The sequence below is a fragment of the Kribbella sp. NPDC051770 genome, from assembly GCF_040681455.1.
GTDB lineage: Bacteria > Actinomycetota > Actinomycetes > Propionibacteriales > Kribbellaceae > Kribbella.
This window is the reverse complement of record NZ_JBFAYT010000008.1, coordinates 13,127-34,856: the sequence shown is the minus strand read 5'-3', so window position 1 is coordinate 34,856 and position 21,730 is coordinate 13,127. Positions and strand designations below refer to the sequence as shown.

Below are 21,730 nucleotides of genomic sequence, written 5' to 3'. Positions count from 1 at the left end.
TACGGATGGGTGAGATCGAGGGGGCGCGGCGGAACGGACCGACGCTGCGGGACGTGGCCCGACGTGCACAGGTGTCGGTCGCGACCGCGTCGCGGGCGCTGACCAGCGACTACCCGGTCGCCGAGCTGACGCGGGCGAAGGTGCTGCAGGCGGTCGAGGAGCTGAACTACGTCGTCACGACCCGGGCCGCGAAGCGGAGCCCGGCCGGGTCGCTGATCGCGATGGTGGTCTCGGACGTGGTGTCGCCGCTGCGCAGCCTGGTCGCGACCGGGGTGGCCGAGGCCGCCGCGGACTACGGGCGACTCAGCTCGGTCTACATCACCGGTCGCGACACGCGGCGCGAGGACGAGGTGTTCGCGCGGCTGGAGGAGCAGGACGACGTCGAGGCGGTGATCGTCGTCGGTGGAGTCGAGGTCACCGACGAGTACGAGCAGCGGATGGCGGCGCACGCGCGGGCCTTGCACGCGAAGGGATCGCAGCTGGTGCTCTGCGGTCGGCCGCCGCTGCCTGCCGGGGTGCCTGCGTTGGTGGTGGAGTACGACAACCGCGGCGGGGCTTATGCGGCGACGAGCCACCTGTTGTCGATGGGCCACCGGCAGATCCTCACGCTGACCGGGCCGGAGCGGTCGACCACGACGCTGGGCCGCGTCGACGGGTACCAGCAGGCGCTCGCCGACTTCGGCGTAAAGGTCGATCCCGCGCTGGTCCTCGCCAGCTCGGCCGACCGCAGCGGGGCGTACCAGAGTTGCCAGCGAGCGCTCGCCGACGGTCTGAAGTTCACCGCGATCTTCGCGCACAACGACGTGATGGCGTCCGGGGCGCTGGCGGCGCTGAAGGAGCACGGGCTGAGCGTGCCGGACGACATCTCGCTGGTCGGGTACGACAACATCCCGGTCGCGCAGGAGCTGTCACCGCCGCTCACGACGGTCTACATGCCGCACGAGGAGCTGGGCAAGGCGGCGGTCCGCCTGGCTGTGGAGCGCCCGGAGCCCGGGTCCGGGCGCGAACGCCAGCTACTGGGCACTCACATCGTCATCCGTACGTCGGTCCGGCCGCTGACGAGTGCTCCACGCCGGGGTTAGCCGACCGATTCAGTTGCTATAGGCAATATCTCGGAAACGCAGCGCGCGGCTCACCAGCACTGCCCCGACCAGCGACACCGCGAACACGACGCTGAACGCGATCGCCCCGGCACGCAGGCCGGTCATCAGGCCATTGGCGGTGACGATCGCGCCGAGGGCCGGCGCGCCGATGCCCTGGGACAGGTAGCCGACCAGGTAGCCGCCGGAGACCATGCTCGCCCGGTGGTGCGGGGCGGCGTACCGGTTCAGGATGGTCAGCCCGCCGGCGAAGTCGAAGGCGTAGCCGATCCCGGCGCAGGCCGAGGCGAGGAAGAACACCACGACCGAGTGCGCCGTGCCGGTGACGACGAACAGCCAGACCGCGCCGGCCGAGAAGACCGCGCCGAGGATCACGGTGGTCCAGATGTCCAGGCGCTTGGCCAGCAGGGCCGTGACGGCGATCGACAGCGCGAAGACCGACAGCAGTGCGCCGGTCACCAGCGCGTTGTCGGAGCCGGCGAGCTGGTGCGCGATCTTCGCGCCGAGCGGGAGCACCAGCGAGCCGAGCACGAACGACGACGCGAACGCGATCGAACCGGCCGCGAAGACGCCGCGGTTGCCCCGCGGGATGACGATCGCGCGGACCCGCCAGCGCGAACTGTCCTCGTTCGGCGTGTGCCGCGGCAGGCCGAACGCGAAGGCGGCGACGACCACGATCACCACCGCCAGGACGACGAAGGTCAGCCGCAGCGGGTAGGCGGCGTACTCCGACAGGCCGCCGCCGACCAGCATCGCGAGCGCGATCCCGAACGCCGACACCGCCGTACCGATCGCTCCGGCGCGCTTCTCGGCGCCCGCCGTACTGAACTCGACCATCGCCACGCTCGCCGGACTCAGCGACAGGCCGACGCCGAGACCCATGAAGGCGCGGCCGATCAGCAGCCAGGTGACGTCGCGGGCGAGCACGAACAGCAGCACGCCGATCAGCTCGGCGGCCAGGCCGAGCAGGATCGTCGCCCGCCGGCCGATGTGGTCGGACAGGTCGCCGAAGATCACCAGCACCGGGATCAGCGCAATCGGGTACGCGGCGAAGATCCAGGCGACCGTCGTCGAGGTGACACCCCAGTCGGCCTGGTAGAGCGGGTAGATCATCGTCGGGCACGCACTGGTCCACAGCGCCAGCGCGACCACCGCGCCGGCGGTCCAGAAACTGGCGCGCTCACTGAGCGATCGCAAGAGGTCCTCCATGAAGTATCTGGGTTTACTTTTTGAAGCTAGCACCCCCTGGGTATACTTTCATAACTCAGCTCGGAGGACGGACGGATGCCCAAATCGCTCGGCAAGGACTCGACCTGCTCGATCGCGCGCAGCCTGGAGGTGCTCGGCGACCGCTGGACGCTGCTGATCCTGCGCGAGGCGCTGATCGAGGGGTCGACACGGTTCCAGGAGTTCCGCGAGGCGCTCGGCGTCGCCCCGAACCTGCTGACCCAGCGGCTGGCGTTCCTGATCGACGAGGGCCTGATGACGCGCCGCACGTACCAGGAGGAGGGCACGCGGGCGCGTGACGAGTACGTGCTGACCGAGACCGGTCGCACCCTCAACCTGGTGATCGCCGCCCTCAGCGACTGGGGCCGCACCCGCCGCCCACGCCCCGACGGCACCTCACCGAGCTACGCCGTCGGCGACACCGGTACGCCGGTCCGCCTGGCCTTCGTCACCGACACCGGCGACACCGTCGACGCCGAGCAGCTGGTCGCCCACCGCACGAACGACCGCGACTTCTAGCCGTTCAGATCAGCCTCGTACGCCGCCGCCAGGGCGTCGTCCCACGGCTCGCTCTCGGCGGCGAGCGAATCGAGCACGGTCTCCGGCCGCGTCGCGCCCGACACGACCGACAACACCGGCGACGACGCGAGCAGCGCCCGCAACTGCAACCGCTGCACCGAGACTCCGCGCTCAGCCGCCGCTACCTTGAGCCGAGGCCAGGCCGAACCCCGCGACGGCGGGGTTGATCCGCGCAACGGCGAGTAGGCGAAGAACGCCATGTCGTTCGCCTCACACCACGCCAGCACGTCCGCGGACTCGCGTCCCATCGCGCTGTGCCGGTTCTGCACCGCGTCGATCCGCGTCACCGTCGCCGCCCGCTCCAGCTCGACCACGCTGACGTTCGACAGCCCGATCCGCGCGACCTTCCCCGCGTCCCGCAACGCCGCGAGCGCACCCACCCCTTCCTCCACGGGCTGCTCGGCGAGATCGACCCGGTGCAGGTAGAACAGGTCGAGCCGCCCGAACACCCGCAGGCTCGCCTCCACGTCGGCGCGGATCCGCGCCGCGCTGATGTCGGCGTCCCAGGTGTCGACGCTCGTGCGCGAGTGCCCACCCTTGGTACCGACCAGCACGTCGGCATCCCGCGCAGCCTCGGCCGCCAGCTCCTCGCCGTACGACGGCTCGTCCGCCCGGGTGTAAGCCCGCGCGGTGTCGAGAATCGCCGCACCAGCAGCGATTCCGGTCCGAAGCGTCGCCACATCGGCCGCCCGGTCCCGCGGGTCGAAGGAGAGTCCGGCCACCCCGAGCGCGACCCGACCGGTGAGCAGGCCGCCGCTGACCAGCGGGCCGCCGCCGAGCGGGCCGCCGCTGACGAGCGGGTCGCGATCCGCGCCGCTCACAGCGTGACCGGGACGCGGAAGTCGGGGCCGTCGTCGTCGAGCAGGACCGACGCCTCGACCACGCTCGCCCGGTACAGCCGTAGCGGAGCCGGCTCCTGCAGCCGATCGGGACCGAACTCGTCAATCTCCGGGAACCGCGCGCTGTAGATCGCGGCGCAGCTCTCGAGCTCGTCCAAGGAGACCTCCGCGGCCCGCACGTTCAGGTACACGGCCTCGGCGCGGAACAGCGCGACCTGCGAGTCGAAGATGACGATCCCCGCCTCCGGCCGGACGGCGAGGTTCTGCGAGTGCCGGCTGTCCGGTCGCGACACCCAGTAGAAGTCGGTGCCCGACGGCGTGTAGCAGACCGGCGACGCCCACGGCCGGCCGTCGGCGTCGGCCGTGGCCAGCGTCAGGTAGTTGTTCGCGGCGACGATGCGGCGAGCGATGTCCTCTGGGTTCATCCAGCCATCATGACCGGCGCACGCTGGTCCGGGAGCGGTCGACCATGTTCCGCAGGCGGCGCAGGACCTGGTCGGTGAACAGGCCGGCCAGACAACCGGTCAGCACCAGTACGGCGATGCCCGCGCTCGACGTGGTCTCGTCGCCGATGCTGATCAGCCCGGTGTTGACGGCGATCACGGAGACCGAACCCAGCAGCGCCGACCACAGCGGGCGCAGGACGTACCACCAGATCGACCGGCCCGCGGCGCTCCTGGTCCGCCGGGTCAGGGTCATGCTCTGCCGGATGACGCTGCCGACCGCGCCCGCGGCGGCCCCGACGACGAGCAGGCTCATGTTCAAGGTGACCGGGACGTCGACGATCCACCAGTCGAACGTCCGGCTGGCCACCGTGTGCGGTCCCGCCGCTTCCTGGTCGGCCACCAGTCGTTCGGCCAGACCGTACGCCGTGATCAGCGCGAGCAGCGCCGCGACGGCTTCGGCGATGTTCACCGCCACGACCTGCCACCAGGCCGCCCCCTTCGGCGCCGGACCGCGGAGGTGCCGCGGCGCGGTGGGTTTCAGTGCTCTGGTCATCGGACGCCTCCGTTCAGAACTGCCGTCCATCTGCACGGAGCGCGCGGGGTCCGGCGAAAATACGTCGGCCGTTCGATGTATCAGGACCCCCGCCGCGGACTCCGAGTCTGCGAGGGACCCGTTCGGGGGGAGGGTCCGGGGCGCCGGCGCGGCGGGAAGTCCGTGGGAGGGAGGGACTTCGCGCCGCGGCGGCGGTACTGTCCGATGACGACGAGCGAGGAGGACGGCGATGCGCGACGACCCGGCCGTCATCCGCATGGTGATCGGGGCCCGTGACGGGGACCGCGGTGCCTGGGACGACCTGGTGGAGCGGTACGCACCGCTGGTCTGGACGATCTGCCGGCGCTTCGGCCTGTCGGCCGCGGACGTCGACGACGTCGGTCAGAGCGTGTGGCTGCTGCTGGTCGAGCACCTGCCCGGCCTGCGGGAACCGGCGGCGCTGCCCGGGTGGATCGCGACCACGACGCGGCACGAGTGCCTGCGGATGGTTCGCGCCGGTCACCGGACCGAACCGGCCGACCCGGTCGAGCTGCTCGCGGCCGCACCGTACGACGAAGTCCCGCTCGACGAGGAACTGCTGCTGCACGAACGCCGTACCACCGTCCGGACCGCGTTCGGGCAGCTGTCGCAGCGATGCCGGCTGCTGCTGTCGATGCTCGTGCAGGACCCGCCGCCGGCGTACTGCGAGATCAGCGACAAGTTGCACATGCCGATCGGCAGCATCGGCCCGAACCGGGCCCGCTGCCTGGACCGGTTGCGCCAGACCCCGGCGCTGGCCGCACTGATCGGCCCCATCGAGGACGGAGGTGAGCAGCATGGATGACCAGTGGTGGACCGACGACGACCAGCTGCTCGAAGTTCTGCAGGACGCGTTGGTGAGCGCGCGCGACGTGCCGCCGAGTCTCGTCGCGGCCGGCAAGGCCGTGTACGCGTGGCGCACGATCGATGCGGAGCTCGCCGCCCTGACCTACGACTCCGCGTGGGAACGCGAAGCCGTCGACGTCACCCGGACCACCGAGAGCGCTGCGCTGCGGCGGCTCACGTTCGCGTCGGACCAGGTGAGCATCGAGCTGGAGCTGACCCCGGACGAGCTGCTCGGGCAGCTCAGTCCCCCGCAGGGCGGGACGGTCAGTCTCGCGGCCGGCTCGGAGGAGCTCGGAACGGCGACGGTCGACGAGTTCGGGTTCTTCGTCGTCCGTCCGGTACCGGACCGCCCGTTCCGGCTCACCTGCCGGACCGACTCCGGGACGACGATCACCACCGGTCTGGTGTCGCCCTGACAGTGACCGGCGATCAGGCTCCCAGCGCGATGAACGACTGCGCGGCCGTCCGCGCGAACCGGCTCGTGCCGGCCGCCGCACGGCTGAGGGCGAGCGCCTCGGCGAGCCCGTCCCCGGACCGCAGCCGCACGTGCAGATCGAGCATCAGCGGGACGGTCCCCGGATCGTTCACCGGTACGACGCTCGCGACCACCCCGGCCGAGCCGAGGGCGGCCAGCGCGCTGACCAGCCCGAGCAGCTCGTCGGCGCCGCTCGGGCTGCCGACCGCCGAGCTGCAGCTCGACAGCACCACCCGGTGCGGAGCCCGCTGCAGCCGTTCGAGGTCGTACACGGTGAGCGGGCCGTCATCCAGCTGGAGCGCCGAGAACAACGGGCTGTCCGCGCGGAACGTCCCGTGCGCCGCGACGTGGACGAGGGCCGCGCCGTCGATCGCCTTCAGCACGGCCTCGGCCGTTGCGGCGCCGTCAGTGAGTACGACGGCGTCCGGGTACAGCTGCGCTAGTCGTCGGACTTCTTCGTGTCCGGTCGAGAGCTTCGGGCCGCCGATCAGCACGACCCGGTCGGTCGCCGGGGGCACTGCTTTGCGGGCCCGCAGCCAGGCCGCCGCGGACGGCGCCACCGAGGTCGGCCGGTCGCGCAGCGACGGCAGCAGACTCCACGGGACCGCGTGCAGCCGACCAGTCGGTACGACGACCACCGGGCCGTCGTCGAGATGCCGGACCGACGATCCGAGCAGCAGCGTTTCGAGCCGCGCGCCGATCGCTTCGAGGTCGAGCTGGTTCGTGCCGCGACCGGACGCCTCGCGGCGGAGTGCGAACAACGCGTGGGAGAGGCGATGAGTGGCGGGCGCGACCGGGCCGACCAGGTCGAGGTGCACGCGGCCGCGCGCGACCACGAGGGCGTACAGCTGGTCGTCGACCTCGGTGAGCTCGATCAGGCTGCGCCCGCCGAGCTGGTCGAGCAGGTCAGCGGTCCGGAACGGGCGAACAGTCCGTGCAGCGTCGCCGCCGGCCCGGCCGTCGCTGGACCGCTCGCCCTCGGACCGCTCGCCCCCGGACCCGGCACCGCCGGGCCCGGCGTCGCTGGACAGCTCCCCCTCGGATCGGGCGCCGCCGGACCGCTCGCCCTCGGGCCCAGCCTCGACCGTCCCCGGCGCAAGCAGCGCCCGCCGGCGCACCGACGCTTCGAGCCGACGGCGTTCGCGCTGCAGCGGGCCGGCGGCCGGGCCGTGGTCGTAGTTGGCCTCCAACCGGTGCGTCAGGCCGCGCAGCGCGGCCAGATCGGCGACCAGCTCGTCGTCCTCTTGCGGCCGGACCGGTGGGATCGCCAGCACGGTGGCTCGCCAGCGTTCGCTCCACTCGAGGACCTGCCGGGCGTTGTGCCGCCGTACGGCGTACCGCAGCGCGATCGCAGCGAGCTCGGAGCCCTGCGCGGTCGCCAGCACGCGCAGCTCGGTCGCGCCGAGCGTGCGCAGGTAGACCTCGATCAGGCTCAGACCCTGCCGGCAGGCGGCCAGCATCGCGCGCGACCGGCCTTCCCCCTGGCGGAGCGTGGCCTGGGCGAGCCAGCCGGCACCACGCGTCCGCAGCCCGCGGTGGCGGGCGGCGGCCGCGATCGACAGGTGCTCGCCGGCCGTGGCCGGATCCGTGCGGGCGAACGCGAGCCGGCCGGTCAGCAGGTGCGCCTCGGTCGCGAGGTCGGGGTCGAGTTGGTCGAGCTCGGCGCTCACCCGCTGGACCGCGCGCAGGAGCCGGACGGTGCGATCGCCTCCGTCGTACCGGGACTGCAGCAGCGCCAGCTCCGCCCGAGCCGCCCACCAGGGACGCTGCTGGCGACGGAACAGCTTCAGCGCGGCTCGGCCGCGGCTCTCGGCGACCTCTCGCGCGCCGCTGGCGTTGGCCGCGAGAGCGGCGCAGTACAGGAGCTCCGCGCGGCGGGCGTCCGAACCACGCTGCTGCTCGATCCGGCCCAGCGCGCTGTCGATCTCGGTGAGCGCGTCGCGCGTCAGGCCGGCCGCGAGCTGCACCAGGCACTTGTTGGCGTACAGGTCCGGCTCCAGGATGCCGAGCTCCTCCTCGACCACGCGCTGGGCGTCGTCGAGGTACCGCAGAGCGGCCGGCAGGTCGCCGCGCGCGAAGGCGGCAGCGCCGCGGGCCTGGCGGGTGTCGGCGTACTCGGCGATCTGGCCGCGGTCGGAGAACAGCTCCTCACTGCGGGCGTAGTCCTGGTCGGCGCGGTCGATGGCGCCCATCGCGAGCAGGACCATCGCCCGGTGGGTCAGCGCGCGGGCCTCCCAGACCAGGTCGCCCGCGTCGCTGAGCAGCGCGACCGCCTGCTCGGCGTCGGCGAGCGCTTCGTCGTACCGGCCGAGCAGGGCGCCCCGCACCCAGGCCCGGCGGATCAGGATGCGGCCGGCGTGCACGCCGGTCCGGCCGGGGACGATCGCGTCCAGCATCGCGACGCCGCGGTCGGTCTGGCCGGCCATCACCAGCGCGACCCCGAGACTGGCCTGGACGTCGGCCTCGCGGTCCGGGTCGGCGGCCCGGCGAGCGAAGCGGTACGCCGACCGGAGCTCGGTCACCGCCTCCTGGATGTCGCCGAAGTCGCGATGCACGACGCCGATCGCCTGGTGGGCCACGGCCGCCTCGGCATCGGACGGGGAGTTCGCCAGCACCTCGCGCGCGATCCGCAGCGCCTCGGTGGGCCGCGACAGCGCGAGCGCCTGCAAGTCGTCGATGTCCACGGCCACCGGCCGCCCTCCCCTCACCGGACGTCCTCAGATCGTAGTACGACCCACCCCTGCAGCTTCACCGTCGAGAGGAACCACCATGTCGGCTGACCAACGGCTCAAGGACGCCCTGCGCCTGATCATCGAGGACCGGGACGGCAAGGATCCCGGGCCGGGCAACGAGCGCTGGTTCGGCACCACGGCCGTGCACCCGTACAACTGGGAGGAGCTCGGGTACGCCGAGTACTTCTACCGCCGCGACACCATGCTGGTCCGGACCGAGGACGTCGAGCTGGTGCTCGGCGCGCTGCGCGAGGAGCCGCTGGGACGCGGCAAGGAGGACCCCGAGGGACCGATCATCCCCGAGGAGGTCGCGATCGACCGGCTGCCGGTCGTCGAGGGGGTCACCGGCCTGGTCTGGCGGTACGGCCGCAACCCGCGCTCGGTCGAGGCCGGCCGGCCCGGCGTGTTCGGCGGCCGCGAGTTCCCCGGCGAGCCGAACGGCCGGTACGACGACAGCGACCCGCTGTCGACGCCCGTCGTGCTGGACCGGCTGGACCGCTCGATCGGCGAGGGCGTCGCCAGGCCGTGCGCCGCGCTGCCGCTGAACGGCAACGGCCATCCCTGTCCGGCGTCGGAGCCGGCCGAGGTGCCGTCGAGCTCGGTGACGCCGATACCGCCGATCAGCAGCGGGATCTGTTGCGGGAAGCACGGGTGGGACGGTCGCGGCGTGCTGGTCGGCGTCGTCGACGGCGGCCTGGTCGAGGCGACGACGCACCAGTGGCCGTGGATGGAGGGCGTGTACGGCGACCCGGACCCGGCCGCGCTGCCCGGCCACCCGATCGGCGCCTACTCCTGCCACGGCACCTTCGTGGCCGGCTGCGTCCGTACGACGGCGCCGCAGGCGGAGGTCTGCGTCAAGCGGGCCAAGGAGATCGACTGGCGGCTGTACGGCGGGATGGCCTACGAGTACGAGATCGTCCAGCGGATGAGCGACCTGCTCGACCTCGGCGCGGACATCATCGTCTGCGAGTTCGACGGCGCCACCCGGCACCACCTGCCGCTGCACACCTTCGACGCCTTCTACCGCAACCGGCTGCGCCACCTCAACGTCACCGTCCTGGCCCCGGCGGGCAACGACGAGACCCACCTCCCGACGTTCCCGGCGGCGTACACCTGGACGGTCGGCGTCGGCGCCCTGACCGCGGACGGCAACAGCCGCGCCCACTTCTCCAACTACGGCCACTGGGTCGACGTGTACGCGCCCGGCGAGGACCTGGTGAACGCCTTCGGCACCGGCAAGTACAAGTGCGAGGAGTCGCCGTACGAGGAACGCACGTTCGCCGGCCTGGCCAACTGGAGCGGCACCTCGTTCTCCACTCCGCTGGTCGCCGGCATGATCGCCGCCCGGATGTCCGGCACCGGCGAGAACGCTCCGCAGGCGACCGAAGCGGTCCTCCGCTTCGCCCGCTCGCAGGCCGCCCCCGGCATCGGCCCGGTTCTCCAGCCGCACCAGATCTGCGGCGCCTGCCACCAGCCCTGCCAGCACTCCTGCGGCTGCAGCTGCGGTCACTGAACAAGGAGAACAGCCCCGGCCGGATCGGCCGGGGCTGTTCTTCGCAGTACGGCGTACTAGCGCTTGCTGCGGGCGGCGAGTCCCTCGGCGGTGCCGACGAGCATCACCGACGCGATCACCGCGACGACGAAGCCGAGCACGTTCAGCTCGAAGATGCCGCCGGTGCCCAGGATGTTGGCGATCACGCCACCGATCACCGAACCGGCCAGGCCGAGCAGCAGGGTCCAGAGCAGCCCGAGCTTCTGCTTGCCCGGGGTGAACAGGCGAGCCAACGCGCCGATGATCAGGCCGGCGACGATGAATCCGATCATGCTGAGTCCTCCACAAGGTCCGGGCCGCATCCGCGGCCGCACCAGTAACTCAACCAGGTCCACGGGGCACGGACATCGAGGCTCGACCGGGTTCCGTCCCTGGCCTACCCTGACTTGCCCCTGAGGTGCTCAGGTCCGCAGGTCGAGGCGCATCAGCACGCGCGGGTGCCGGGCGAGCACCGACGTGGTGTCGGCGGCCTTGGTGTACCCGGCGCGCTCGAAGTTCTTCCGCAGTCCGGCGTACGCCATCGTGAGATCGACCTTGGCGCCCTTGTTGTCGAGTGGGTAGGCCTCGACCATCGGTGCGCCCTGCTCGCGCGCGAACTCCGTCGCGCCGGTGATCAGCGCGTGCGAGATCCCCTGCTTGCGGTGACCGGGACGGACGCGGACACACCACAGCGACCAGACCGGCAGGTCGTCGAGCTGCGGGATCTTGCGGTTGCGGGCGAAGGACGTGTCCGCGCGCGGAGCGATCGCGGCCCAGCCGACCGGCGTCTCCCCGTCGTACGCCAGTACGCCGGGCGCCGGCTTCGCCTCGCACAGCTTCTCGACGTACTCGCCGCGGGCGGTGCCCTGGAGCTCGTTGTTGAGCTTGGACGGGATCCGGTAGCTCAGGCACCAGCAGACGTTCGCCGTCGGCGACTTCGGGCCGATCACCGCGCGTACGTCCCCGAACACGACCGCCGGCCGGATCTCGATCACCATGCCCCCACGATGCCACGCCCGGGGGCGTGATTCGCGCCACGACGTGTCACATGCGCGGGGGCTGCGGGGTCGTATCTGTGACGGCGTGAACGATCCACAGGAGGGCCGAGTCATGCAACGTCCCTGGAACAACCTGCGCACGCGGGTGTTTCCCGACCACTGGTCGCTGCTGTTCGGCCAGATCGCGTTCTACAGCTTCGTGGTGATCGTGCTCACCGGCGTGGTGCTGAGCATCTTCTACGAACCGTCGATCGAGACCGTGGTCTACAACGGGCCGTACATCCCGTTGCGCGGCGTACCGATGTCGGGCGCGCTCGAGTCGACGCTGAAGATCAGCTTCGAGGTCCGCGGCGGGCTGCTGGTCCGCCAGATGCACCACTGGGCCACGCTGCTGATGGTCGCGGCGATGATGCTGCACCTGCTGCGGCTGTTCTTCACCGGCGGGTTCCGCCGGCCGCGGCGGCTCAGCTGGTTGGTTGCCTTCGGCCTGCTTCTGGCGATGCTCGGCGCGGCGCTGACCGGGACCGGGCTGCCCGACGACATGGCGTCCGGGATGAGCCTCGCCGTCACCGACGGCGTCCTGCAGGCGACACCGTTCGTCGGCACCTGGATCTCGTCGCTGGTGTTCGGCGGCGAGTTCCCCGGCAACGTGATCGCCACCTTCTACCCGCTGCACGTGATTGTGCTGCCGGTCGCGATCCTCGGCCTGTTCGTGGTGCTCGCGCTGCTCGCCCTCAAGCACGGACCCGCCCAGTACGCCGGTCCCGGGCACACCGAGGACAACGTGGTCGGGCCCTCGTTCAAGATCTCCGCGGTGAAGAGCTTCGGGCTGTTCTGCTTCGTCACCGCCGTCACGTTTCTGATGGGGTCGACGGCAACCATCAACCCGGTCTGGCTGTACGGCCCCGCCGACCCCGCGAACGCCTCGGCCGGCGTCGGACCGGCCTGGTACCTGGCGTTCCTCGACGGCTCGCTGCGGCTGGCGCCGCCCGGCTGGGAGTTCGTGCTGTGGGGCAAGACGTTCACGCTGGCGATCCTGGTCCCGGTCGCGCTCTGCACGCTGTTCCTCGGGCTGGTCGCGGCGTACCCGTTCATCGAGGAGTGGCTCACCGGTGACCACGCCGACCACAACATCCTCGACCGCCCCCGCTTCAACCCGACCCGGACCGGCATCGGTGTCGCCGGAATGACCTTCTACGGCGTCCTCTGGGCCGCCGCGAGCGCCGACACGATGGCGATCCTCTTCCACCTGTCCGTCAACACCCTCCTCCACGCCTTCCAGGTGCTGCTGTTCATCGGCCCGCCGATCGCCTTCCTCGTCACCCGCCACATCTGCACCGGCCTGCAGGACCACGACCTCGACGTCGCCGCCCACGGCATCGAGACCGGCCAGATCATCCGCCAGGCCGACGGCGGCTACGTCGAACTGCACCGCCCGGTCACCGAGCTCCGCCGCCGGGAGCTCACCGAGGGCTCGGAGCCGACCGAGAGCACCGAGGTCGCCGTACCGGCGCACAAGTGATGGTCAGAGGACCTGCGTCGAGCGCAGTGCCTCGCGGAGGTGGCGGCGCTGGGTGACGCCGAGTTTGGCGAAGACCTTGCGCATGTGCCACTCGACGGTGCGGGGGCTGATGAACAGCTCGGCGCCGATCTCCGGGTTGGTGAGGCCGTCGGTGGCGAGGCGGGCGATGTGGAGCTCCTGGGCGGTGAGGCCCTGGGTCGCGTCGACGGTGCGTTTGCGGGCGGTCTCGCCGGTTGACGCGAGTTCGCGGCGGGCGCGTTCGGCGAAGGCGTCGAGGCCCATCGCGTTGGCGGCGTCGTGGGCGGCGCGGAGCTGGTCGCGGGCCTCGACGCGGCGGCCCTCGCGGCGTAGCCACTCGCCGTACAGGAGCTTCGCGCGCGTCAGCTCAGTCCGTACGGCGGTCTGCTGCAACTGCTCGATCGCCTCCCGGTACAGCTCCTCAGCAGCGCCGCCCTCCCGCAGCTGCGCCTCCGACCGCGCCGACACCCCCAGCGCCCACGCCGTCCCGCTGGCCTGCGTCAGCTCAGCCAGCTTCTCGTACGCCGCCACCGCCGTGTTCCGCTCACCAGCACGCACCGCCGCCTCGACCAGCTCGACCAGTCCCCAGTTCGACACCCCGATCTCGGTCGGGTACGCCGCGGCCTCGCGCGCGGCGACCAGCGCGTCGCCGTACCGGCCGAGGCCGTTGAACAGGATTGCCCGCGCCCAGTTCGTCAGCGAGATCCCGATCCCCTCACCGCGCGCGCTGACCTCGGGCAGCGCCGCCGCGATCAGCGGGAGCGCGACGTCCTCGTGCCCGCGGAACGCCGCCAGCCCGATCGCGGCGTACGGCGACAACCGGCTCTCGGCGGCGCCGGCGACCACGTCGATCTCGTCTACCATCCGCGCCGCGGTGGCCAGGTCCCCCGCGAACAGCTCGACGAACACCCGCGTCGTCAGCGCGAGCGGCAGCGCACTCAGAGCACCCGCCTCGCGCACGATCCTCAGGTGCCGGTCGGTCAGCCGCCGCCAGGTCTGCTCGTCCCACAGGTCCGACGCGGTCACCGCCGCCAGCCACATGAACCGCATGCCCTCCTCCAGCGACAGGTCGTCGCTGTCGAACGCACGAGTCGCGAACCGGAGCAGCGGCGCACCCGCCGCGTACCCGTCGGCGTACAGGACGGCGACGCCGCGCAGCAGCAGGTCGCCCCGGCTCACCTCGGTGATCGAGGACGCCGCCCGCCGCGCCGACTCCGCGACCTCCGAGGGCCCCGAGCCGGAAACCAATCGCCCGGCGAAGAGTGCAGCGGTCAGCGCATCCACGTAACAGTCGAGCGCCTGCCGGGCATCCAGCGGCTCCAGCTGCCGCGCCGCCTTCACGAGCATCGGCAGCGCCTCGTTCGCCCGGTTCGCCGCGAACCCGATCTGCGCCCGCAGCACGTCCACGTGCACCCGCTGCAGATCATCGAGCGGCCCGTGCTCGGCCACCGCCAGCAGGCTGAGCGCAGCCTCCAGACTCCCCGCCCGCAACATCGCCTGTACGGCGGCCAACTGGCGCCGCGCCCGATCCTCGGCCCCCGGCGTCAGCATCGCGGCGTACTCCAGAAAGGCGGCCGCCGCAGCCAGCCCGCCGTGCTCGAGCGCCCGGTCGGCCCGATCCTCCAGCTCGGCCGCGATCGTCTCGTCCGGACCGGTCGCGGCATGCGCCATGTGCCAGGCTCGTCGATCCGGGTCGACCTCGGCATCCGTCACCGAAGCCAGCGCCCGGTGCACCGCCCGCCGTTCAGCCGCCGACGCGAACCGGTACACCACCGACCGCACCAACGGATGCCGGAACCGGACCGTGTCCCGCAGCTCGATCAGACCGGCCCGCTCAGCCGGCCCAGCAGCCTCCGGACCAGCTCCGACCAACGCCGCCGCCCGCCACAGCAAGGCCACATCACCCAACGGCTCGGCCGCAGCGGTGAGCAGCGACCGCCGCGAGTCCTCAGGCAGCGGTTCGAGCTGGTGCCGGAACCCTTTTTCCATCCGGCTCACCAACGGCCCGGCCGGGTGCGGCCCGAAGGTCAGCTCGGTCGCCGTCAGCCAGTGCGGCAGTTGAAGCAGCGCCAGCGGATTCCCGTGCGCCTCGGCGAGGATGCGGCGTCGTACCCGATCGTCCAGCGGACCCGTCAGCGCCGACTCCAGCAACGCCTCCGCCGCGTCGTCGGCCAGGCCGCGAACCGTCAGCTCCGGCAGTCCGGTCCACAGCCGGTCGTGCTTGCCGGGCCGCGTGGCGAAGACCAGTACGACGGACTCGACCGCCAGCCGCCGCGCCACGAATACCAGCGTCTGCACCGACGCGTGGTCGAGCCACTGCGCGTCGTCGATCAGGTACACCAGCGGCTGCGTCCGCGCGCCTTCGGACAGCAGGCTCAGCGTCGCCAGCCCGACCAGGAACCGGTCCGACGGCCCAGTCCGCAGCCCGAACGCCGTGCCGAGGGCATCGGCCTGCGGCGACGGCAGCCGCCGCACGTCGTCGAGCAACGGCTCGCACAGCTGGTGCAGGCTCGCGAACGCCAGCTCCATCTCGGACTCGACACCGGAGACCCGCAGGATCCGGCTGCCGGCCGCGGTCTCGGCCAGGTGCTCGAGCAGCGCGGTCTTCCCGATCCCCGGCTCGCCGTGCACGACGAGCGCGGCGCTGCGGCCGGACCGTGCGGTGCGCACCAGACCGTCCAGCGTCTCGCACTCGTGGTGCCGTCCGTACAGGCCCGGCCACGCGCTGTTCGGTTCTGGCACGGCCCCTCCTGCAACTCGTTTCTCACAGTCCCAAAGACCTGGCCGGGACCGCAACCACTCCAGCCAGGGAGGGGACCAGGCAACGGCACGGGCGCGACCGGTCGGTGAGCAGACCGAAGCTCGGGGTGACAACCCAGATCTGTTCCCCTGAAGGGAGTTCACCCATGAACAGCACCGAGGAGGGCGACACCCCGCAACGCCTGTCCCGCCGCGGTTTCGTCGGCACCGCCGCGGCCGTCACCGGGGTCTCGCTGGCCGGCGCCTGGGCCGTTCCGGCGTCCGCCGGTACGCCGGAAGGCTTCGGCGCGGTCTCCACGTCGCCGAATCTCCCGTCCGGTTTCGGCCGGACGTTCAAGAGCCGCTTCGTGCACGCCAACGGCATCCGCCAGCACGTCGTCGTCGGTGGCGACGGCCCGCCGCTGCTGCTGATCCACGGCTGGCCGGAGAACTGGTACGCCTGGCGCTTCCTGATGCCCGCCCTGGCCAAGGACTTCACCGTGATCGCCGTCGACCAGCGCGGGATCGGCCTGACCGACAAGGCCCGCGACGGGTACGACACGGCGACGCTCGCCGACGACCTCGCCGCGCTGATGACCGCGCTCGGCCACCAGCGGTTCTCGGTGGTCGGCCACGACACCGGCTACATCATCGGGTACGCCCTCGCCGCCGACCATCGTGACCGCGTCGACCGATTGGTGGTCGCCGAGATCCCCGGCCCGCCCGGACTGGTCGACCCCGACCACGCTCCCCCGCCGTTGTTCGTCCCCGCGTTCCTCAACGACAAGCTCTGGCACATCCCCTTCAACGGGGTGAACGACGAGCTGATCGTCGACATGGTCCGCAGCAACGCCGACGCGTACTACCGCTACGAGTACACGATCCAGGGCGGCGGCCCGCCGCTGCTGCCGGAGTCCGCGATCAAGTACTACGTCACGCTCTACACCCGCGACCGCGCGACGCTGCGGGCGAGCTTCGGGCTCTACCGGGCGTGGGACGCGATCCTGGCGCAGAACGTGCAGCGGCAGGCCGACAAGCTGACGATCTCGGTGCTCGGGATCGGCGGCGCGAACAGCTGGGGACCGGCCGCGGCCGACGGGATCAGGCCGGCGGCGACGAACGTCCAGGGACTGGTGGTCCCGAACGCCGGTCACTGGCTCGCCGAGCAGGCGCCCGCGGTGATGATCCAGGCCGTCCGCCGCTTCCTCACCGCGTAGGTGGTGGCCGTGTACGGCCCATTGCTGATGCCAGAGCCCGGTGCCAAGGTGAGCAGATCGGCCCGGCGACCCACGACGGGCCGTCAGGGTGCTGGGCGGTGTGGCATGGAGGACTGGCCGGGGCTGCGCGGGCGGAGCAGCGAGTGCGAGACGTTGACCGAACTGGTGCGGACCACTGTCGCCGGCCGGAGTCAGGTGCTGGTGCTGCGCGGCGAGGCCGGGATCGGCAAGTCGGCGCTGCTGGAGTACCTGCTCGGGCTCGCCACCGACTGCCGGGTACGGCGGGCCGCCGGGGTCGAGTCGGAGATGGAGCTGCCGTTCGCGAGCCTGCACCAGCTGTGCGGCCCGTTCCTCGACCGGCTGCCGGACCTGCCCGAGCCGCAACGGGAGGCGCTCGCGACGACTTTCGGTCTGCGGCCGGGCAGCCCACCGGACCGCTTCGTGGTCGGGCTGGCCGTGCTGACGCTGCTCTGCGACGCCGCCGAGGAGCGGCCGCTGATCTGCGTCGTCGACGACGCGCAGTGGCTCGACCAGGCCTCGGCGCAGACGCTGGAGTTCGTCGCGCGCCGCCTCGGCGCCGAGCGGCTCGCGATGGTCTTCGCCGTCCGTACGCCGGAGACGCCGCCGACGCTGACCAACCTGCCGCAGCTTTCCCTGACCGGTCTCGCGAGCCGCGACGCGGCGGAGCTGCTCGAGTCGGCGCTGGGCAGCCGGCTCGACCAGCGGGTCCGCGACCGGGTGCTGGCCGAGGCTCGTGGCAATCCGCTCGCGCTGCTCGAACTGCCGCGGCAGCTGTCGTCGGCTGAGCTGGCGTTCGGGTCGGCCGGCGACTCGGTTGATCCTGTCAGCCGCGTACAGGAAGGGTTTCTGCGGCAGCTCAACGGTCTGCCGGACGCGGCCCGGCAGCTGGTCCTGCTGGCGGCCGCCGACCCGGTCGGCGATCTCGATCTGCTCCGGCGGGCCGCCGTACGGGCTGGGATCTCGTACCAGGTCGATCTGGGCGACCTGCTCGATCTGCGGCACCGGGTCGAGTTCCGGCACCCGCTGATCCGGTCGGTGGCCTACCGCGCGGCGACACCGGCGGAACGCCGTACGGCGCACGAAACGCTCGCCGCGGTCACCGACCCCGAGACCGATCCCGACCGCCGCGCCTGGCACCGGGCCCGCGCGACGGCCGAGCCCGACGAGCAGATCGCCGCCGAGCTCGAACAGTCCGCCGACCGCGCGCAGGGCCGCGGCGGACTCGCGGCGGCCGCCGCGTTCCTGGAGGCGGCCGCGACCCTCACGCCCGACCCGACCCGCAAGGCCGAGCGATCCCTGGTCGCCGCCCAGGCGAAAGCGACCGCCGGTGCCTTCGACGACGCCCAGGCCCTGCTCGCGACCGCCCAGGCCGGGCCGCTCGGCGAGGCCGAGAGCGCGCGGCTCCAGCTGCAGCAGGCACAGATCGCGCACTACTCCCAGCACGGCAACAAGGCGCTGCCGCTGCTGCTCGCCGCCGCCCGCCGGCTGGAGCCGACCGACCCGAAGCTCGCCCGCGAGACCTATCTCGACGCGTTGGCCGCCGCGATGTTCGCGGGCCGGCTCGCCGAGGGACAGGGCGACGGCATGCGGCAGGTCGCCGAGGCGATGCGGAAGGTCCAGCTCCCCAGTACGCCGAGCAAACCCGACCAACTGCTGCAGGACATCGCGGTGCTCTACACCGACGGGTACGCCGCGGCCGCGCCGCGGCTGCTCGACACCGTGCAGGCGTTCGGGCGCGACGAGCTGACGATGGACGAGGCGGTCCGCTTCGCTTGGCTGGCGGCCTGCGCGGCCACCGACCTGTGGGACGACGCCAACTGGGACACGCTGACCCGGCGGCATCTCGACGCGATCCGGTCGATCGGCGCGCTGAGCGTGCTCCCGGTCGCGCTGAACAGCCGCATCATCTACGACCTCTACAGCGGCGACCTGGCCGAGGCGAAGGCGCTGGTCGCCGAGGCGGAGTGGGTCGCCGACGTCACCGGCGGGCAGAACACGATGATCCCGTACGGCGACGTCAGCCTGCACGCGGTCCGCGGCGACGCGGCGTACGCGGAAGGCCGGTACCAGCAGCTGCTCGCCGACGTCGGTGCCCGCGGCGAGGGCGTCGGGCTGAACATGATCGGCTGGTTTCAGGCGATCATGTTCAACAGCCTCGGCCGGTACGACGAAGCCATCGTCGCCGCGCGGATGGCCGCGACGGCGCCGCTCGAACTCGGGCCGCCGAAGTGGGCGCTGGCCGAGTTGGTCGAGGCCTGTGTCGGCAGCGGCAACCGCAAGGAGGCGGCGGGCGTACTCGAGCAGTTGGCGTCGTACGCGCGGGCCAGTGGTACCGAGGCGGCGCTCGGGGTGCTGGCCGGGCGGACCGCGTTGGTGACCGGCGTCGAGGACTGCCACCGCGAGGAGATCGAGCGGCTCGAACGCACCACGCTGCGGGTGGAGCTGGCGCGCGCCCGGCTGCGGTACGGCGAGTTCCTGCGGCGTTCGGACCGGCGCAGCGATGCCCGCCCGATGCTGCGGACGGCGTACGAGGAGCTGGACGGGCTCGGCCTTGACGGCTTCGCGGAACGCGCCCGCAAGGAGCTGAGCGCGCTCGGCGAATCGATCACGCGCACCGACCGGACGCCGGAGAACCTGACCAGCCAGGAGGCGCACATCGCGCGGCTGGTCGCGGACGGGCTGACCAACCCCGAGATCGGTGCGCTGCTGTTCATCAGCCGGCGCACGGTCGAGTGGCACCTGCGCAAGGTGTTCGCGAAGCTCGGCGTCTCCACCCGGCGGCAGGTCCGCCAGTCGCTGCCGGGCTTCGTCCCTGGCTGATCCGAGGGGGTACCGATGAGCCATCACCCGCCGCTGCGCCGGCCGCCGTCACTGGACGGGGAGTCCGGCTTCTCCGGCCCGGCCGCGCAGTTCCTGGCCACCGAGCACTGGAGCCTGCTCGCCACCCGGTCGATGACCTGGACCGAGATCTTCAGCCGGACCAACACCTACCTGACCGTGCTGTCCGCGACCGTGATCGCGCTCTCGCTGGTCGCCAACGCGAGCGGCTTCGGCCGCGACTTCCTGACCTTCGCGCTGCTGGTGATCCCGGTCGTGCTGCTGATCGGGATCGGCACCTTCTTCCGGCTGATCGAGGCCGACGTCGAGGACGCCTGGCTGGTGATCGGGATGAACCGGCTGCGGCACGCCTACCTCGAGCTCGCGCCCGAGCTGGAGCCGTACTTCGTCGCGAGTCACCACGACGACCCGCCGGGCATCCTCACGACGTACAGCTTCCGGAGCCGGGTCGGGCTGACGCACTGGCTGTCGGGGTCGCCGGTGGTGGTCGGGATCATCGACGCGGTCGTCGTCGGGGTACTGGCCGCGCTGATCGCTGAGGCGGCTGACGCGGGGGTGCTGCTGCGGACGCTGATCGGTGGTTTCGCTGCTGTGGTGACCGCTTTGCTGCTGGCCTTCGTCGTCTACCGCAAGCTGCGCGAGGTGACCCAGGACTACCACCCGCGCTTCCCGCGGTGAGGTGGCCCGGGTCCCCACCAGGGCCCGCGACGGGCGCGACGTCCCGGCGTACGGCGTGAGGCTGAGGGCGTCATCGTTCGCAGGCCGAGGAGGCGTCATGAGTACCACCATCGACACCAGTACCGACATCAGGTCGTTCCACGTCCAGGTCCCGCAGGAACAGCTGGACGACCTGCGCCGGCGGATCGCGTCGGCGCGCTGGCCCAGCCAGGAGCTCGTCAGCGATCGCTCCCAAGGGGTCCAGCTGGCGACGCTGCAGGAGCTCGCGCGGTACTGGACGAGCGAGTACGACTGGCGCCGGTGCGAGACGCGGCTGAACGCGCTGCCGCAGTTCACCACCGAGATCGACGGCGTCTCGATCCACTTCGTCCACGTGCGGTCGCCGCACGAGAACGCGCTGCCGCTGATCATGACGCACGGGTGGCCGGGGTCGGTTGTCGAGCTGCTCGACACGGTGGGTCCGCTGACCGATCCGACGGCGTACGGCGGTCGGGCGGAGGACGCGTTCCACCTGGTGCTGCCGTCGTTGCCGGGGTACGGGTTCTCCGGGGAGCCCGGTGAGCTGGGGTGGGAGAACGGGCGGATCGCGCATGCTTGGGGCGAGCTGATGGGTCGGCTCGGGTACAGCCGGTACGTCGCGCAGGGCGGCGACGTGGGTGCTGCGGTGACGGATGCGATGGGGCGGCACGGGACTGCCGGGCTGGTCGGTATTCACGTGAACCTGCTGGCGACGGCGCTCGGGGTGGTCGATCTACTGCCGTCCTCCACTGACGAGGAGCGGTCGGCGCACGCCGCGTTGAAGGTGTTCACCACCGAGGGGTTCGGCTACTTCCTCGAGCAGTCGACGCGGCCGCAGACGATCGGGTACTCGTTGCTCGACTCACCGATCGGGCTGGCCGCCTGGATGCTCGACCACGACACCGACAGCTACCTGAAGATCTCGCGGGCGTTCCTCGACGGGGATCCTTCCGGCGGGCTGACGCGGGACAGCATCCTCGACAACATCACGCTGTACTGGCTGACGGGGACCGGTACATCGGCGGCGCGGTGGTACTGGGAGTTCGGGCAGTTCCTCGCCGCTGCCGCCGGGCACACTCCGCCACCGGTGCAGGTGCCGGTCGGGTTCTCGACGTTCCCGGGCGAGATCTGGGCGTCACCGCGGAGCTGGGCCGAGACGGTGTACCCGGGGCTGGCGTACTTCAACGTGGTGGCGCGGGGCGGGCACTTCGCGGCGTGGGAGGAGCCGGCGCTGTTCGCCGCGGAGGTCCGGGCGGCGTTCCGGGCGCTGCGGTGATCGCGCGCTCGAGGTTCCTGCGCTGACCGCCTGGTCCCCTCCGGCTGACCGCCGCCGGG

General features: G+C 71.9%; 18 protein-coding genes. 10 read left to right on the top strand and 8 right to left on the bottom strand.

Annotation, left to right across the window (positions count from 1 at the left end; translation table 11 throughout):
• Window positions 1–5 precede the first annotated feature (5 nt).
• The gene (locus AB0M01_RS25280; RefSeq protein WP_363673553.1) at window positions 6–1,082 is read left to right on the top strand and encodes a LacI family DNA-binding transcriptional regulator; all 1,077 of its coding nucleotides are present in this window, start codon (window positions 6–8) and stop codon (window positions 1,080–1,082) included.
• Window positions 1,083–1,091: 9 nt separating this feature from the next.
• Here the strand turns inward: AB0M01_RS25280 and AB0M01_RS25275 are convergent, their stop codons facing one another.
• The gene (locus AB0M01_RS25275) at window positions 1,092–2,297 is read right to left on the bottom strand and encodes an MFS transporter (RefSeq protein ID WP_363673551.1); all 1,206 of its coding nucleotides are present in this window, start codon (window positions 2,295–2,297) and stop codon (window positions 1,092–1,094) included.
• An 87-nt stretch (window positions 2,298–2,384) separates the two neighbouring features.
• Between AB0M01_RS25275 and AB0M01_RS25270 the strand changes: the two genes are divergently transcribed.
• Entirely contained in the window at window positions 2,385–2,846 is a 462-nt protein-coding gene (locus AB0M01_RS25270) for a helix-turn-helix domain-containing protein (RefSeq protein WP_363673549.1), read from the top strand.
• Here the strand turns inward: AB0M01_RS25270 and AB0M01_RS25265 are convergent.
• The 3 genes from AB0M01_RS25265 to AB0M01_RS25255 are packed head-to-tail and all read right to left on the bottom strand — an operon-like array spanning window position 2,843 to window position 4,744.
• Window positions 2,843–3,727: an aldo/keto reductase gene (locus tag AB0M01_RS25265; protein WP_363673547.1), complete on the bottom strand. Its 885-nt coding sequence runs from the start codon at window positions 3,725–3,727 to the stop codon at window positions 2,843–2,845. The two genes, AB0M01_RS25270 and AB0M01_RS25265, sit on opposite strands and share 4 nt — an antisense overlap.
• On the bottom strand, window positions 3,724–4,170 hold the full coding sequence (locus AB0M01_RS25260; RefSeq protein WP_363673545.1) for a pyridoxamine 5'-phosphate oxidase family protein: 447 nt from the start codon (window positions 4,168–4,170) through the stop codon (window positions 3,724–3,726). The genes AB0M01_RS25265 and AB0M01_RS25260 overlap by 4 nt, the downstream gene beginning before the upstream one ends.
• Window positions 4,171–4,177: 7 nt before the next feature.
• Window positions 4,178–4,744 carry a hypothetical protein gene (locus AB0M01_RS25255; RefSeq protein WP_363673543.1) on the bottom strand — a complete coding sequence of 189 codons (567 nt, stop codon included), beginning with the start codon at window positions 4,742–4,744 and terminating at the stop codon, window positions 4,178–4,180.
• Between the two features lie 229 nt (window positions 4,745–4,973).
• On the opposite strand from AB0M01_RS25255, the gene AB0M01_RS25250 reads away from it, so the two are divergent.
• Together AB0M01_RS25250 and AB0M01_RS25245 are read left to right on the top strand one after the other, a co-directional pair.
• Window positions 4,974–5,567 (top strand): sigma-70 family RNA polymerase sigma factor, encoded by a 594-nt coding sequence (locus tag AB0M01_RS25250; protein ID WP_363673541.1) that lies wholly within the window; start codon window positions 4,974–4,976, stop codon window positions 5,565–5,567.
• A complete protein-coding gene (locus AB0M01_RS25245) occupies window positions 5,560–6,024 on the top strand; it encodes a hypothetical protein (protein WP_363673539.1) in 465 nt (154 codons plus the stop codon). Before AB0M01_RS25250 ends, AB0M01_RS25245 begins: the two co-directional genes overlap by 8 nt.
• Before the next feature lie 13 nt (window positions 6,025–6,037).
• On the opposite strand, the gene AB0M01_RS25240 is transcribed toward AB0M01_RS25245, so the two are convergent.
• Window positions 6,038–8,773, bottom strand: coding sequence for a CHAT domain-containing tetratricopeptide repeat protein (locus tag AB0M01_RS25240; protein WP_363673537.1), 2,736 nt, complete (start codon window positions 8,771–8,773; stop codon window positions 6,038–6,040).
• Between the two features lie 79 nt (window positions 8,774–8,852).
• On the opposite strand from AB0M01_RS25240, the gene AB0M01_RS25235 reads away from it, so the two are divergent.
• Window positions 8,853–10,328 carry a S8/S53 family peptidase gene (locus AB0M01_RS25235; protein WP_363673535.1) on the top strand — a complete coding sequence of 492 codons (1,476 nt, stop codon included), beginning with the start codon at window positions 8,853–8,855 and terminating at the stop codon, window positions 10,326–10,328.
• Window positions 10,329–10,384: 56 nt separating this feature from the next.
• On the opposite strand, the gene AB0M01_RS25230 is transcribed toward AB0M01_RS25235, so the two are convergent.
• Complete coding sequence (locus AB0M01_RS25230; protein WP_344172414.1) at window positions 10,385–10,639, bottom strand: hypothetical protein; 255 nt, start codon at window positions 10,637–10,639, stop codon at window positions 10,385–10,387.
• 129 nt (window positions 10,640–10,768) lie between these two features.
• Window positions 10,769–11,344, bottom strand: a complete 576-nt coding sequence (locus AB0M01_RS25225; protein ID WP_363673532.1) for a GNAT family N-acetyltransferase — start codon at window positions 11,342–11,344, stop codon at window positions 10,769–10,771.
• Between the two features lie 112 nt (window positions 11,345–11,456).
• Between AB0M01_RS25225 and AB0M01_RS25220 the strand changes: the two genes are divergently transcribed.
• Window positions 11,457–12,866 (top strand): cytochrome b N-terminal domain-containing protein, encoded by a 1,410-nt coding sequence (locus tag AB0M01_RS25220; protein WP_363673530.1) that lies wholly within the window; start codon window positions 11,457–11,459, stop codon window positions 12,864–12,866.
• Window positions 12,867–12,869: 3 nt separating this feature from the next.
• On the opposite strand, the gene AB0M01_RS25215 is transcribed toward AB0M01_RS25220, so the two are convergent.
• Window positions 12,870–15,626: an AAA family ATPase gene (locus AB0M01_RS25215; protein WP_363673528.1), complete on the bottom strand. Its 2,757-nt coding sequence runs from the start codon at window positions 15,624–15,626 to the stop codon at window positions 12,870–12,872.
• A 164-nt stretch (window positions 15,627–15,790) separates the two neighbouring features.
• Between AB0M01_RS25215 and AB0M01_RS25210 the strand changes: the two genes are divergently transcribed.
• The 4 genes from AB0M01_RS25210 (at window position 15,791) to AB0M01_RS25195 (ending at window position 21,671) form a co-directional block, all read left to right on the top strand.
• A complete protein-coding gene (locus AB0M01_RS25210; RefSeq protein WP_363673526.1) occupies window positions 15,791–16,840 on the top strand; it encodes an alpha/beta hydrolase in 1,050 nt (349 codons plus the stop codon).
• A gap of 105 nt (window positions 16,841–16,945) precedes the next feature.
• Window positions 16,946–19,681 carry an AAA family ATPase gene (locus tag AB0M01_RS25205; RefSeq protein WP_363673524.1) on the top strand — a complete coding sequence of 912 codons (2,736 nt, stop codon included), beginning with the start codon at window positions 16,946–16,948 and terminating at the stop codon, window positions 19,679–19,681.
• 15 nt (window positions 19,682–19,696) lie between these two features.
• The gene (locus AB0M01_RS25200; RefSeq protein ID WP_363673522.1) at window positions 19,697–20,377 is read left to right on the top strand and encodes a hypothetical protein; all 681 of its coding nucleotides are present in this window, start codon (window positions 19,697–19,699) and stop codon (window positions 20,375–20,377) included.
• A 97-nt stretch (window positions 20,378–20,474) separates the two neighbouring features.
• Window positions 20,475–21,671, top strand: a complete 1,197-nt coding sequence (locus tag AB0M01_RS25195; RefSeq protein WP_363673519.1) for an epoxide hydrolase family protein — start codon at window positions 20,475–20,477, stop codon at window positions 21,669–21,671.
• Window positions 21,672–21,730: the final 59 nt, after the last annotated feature.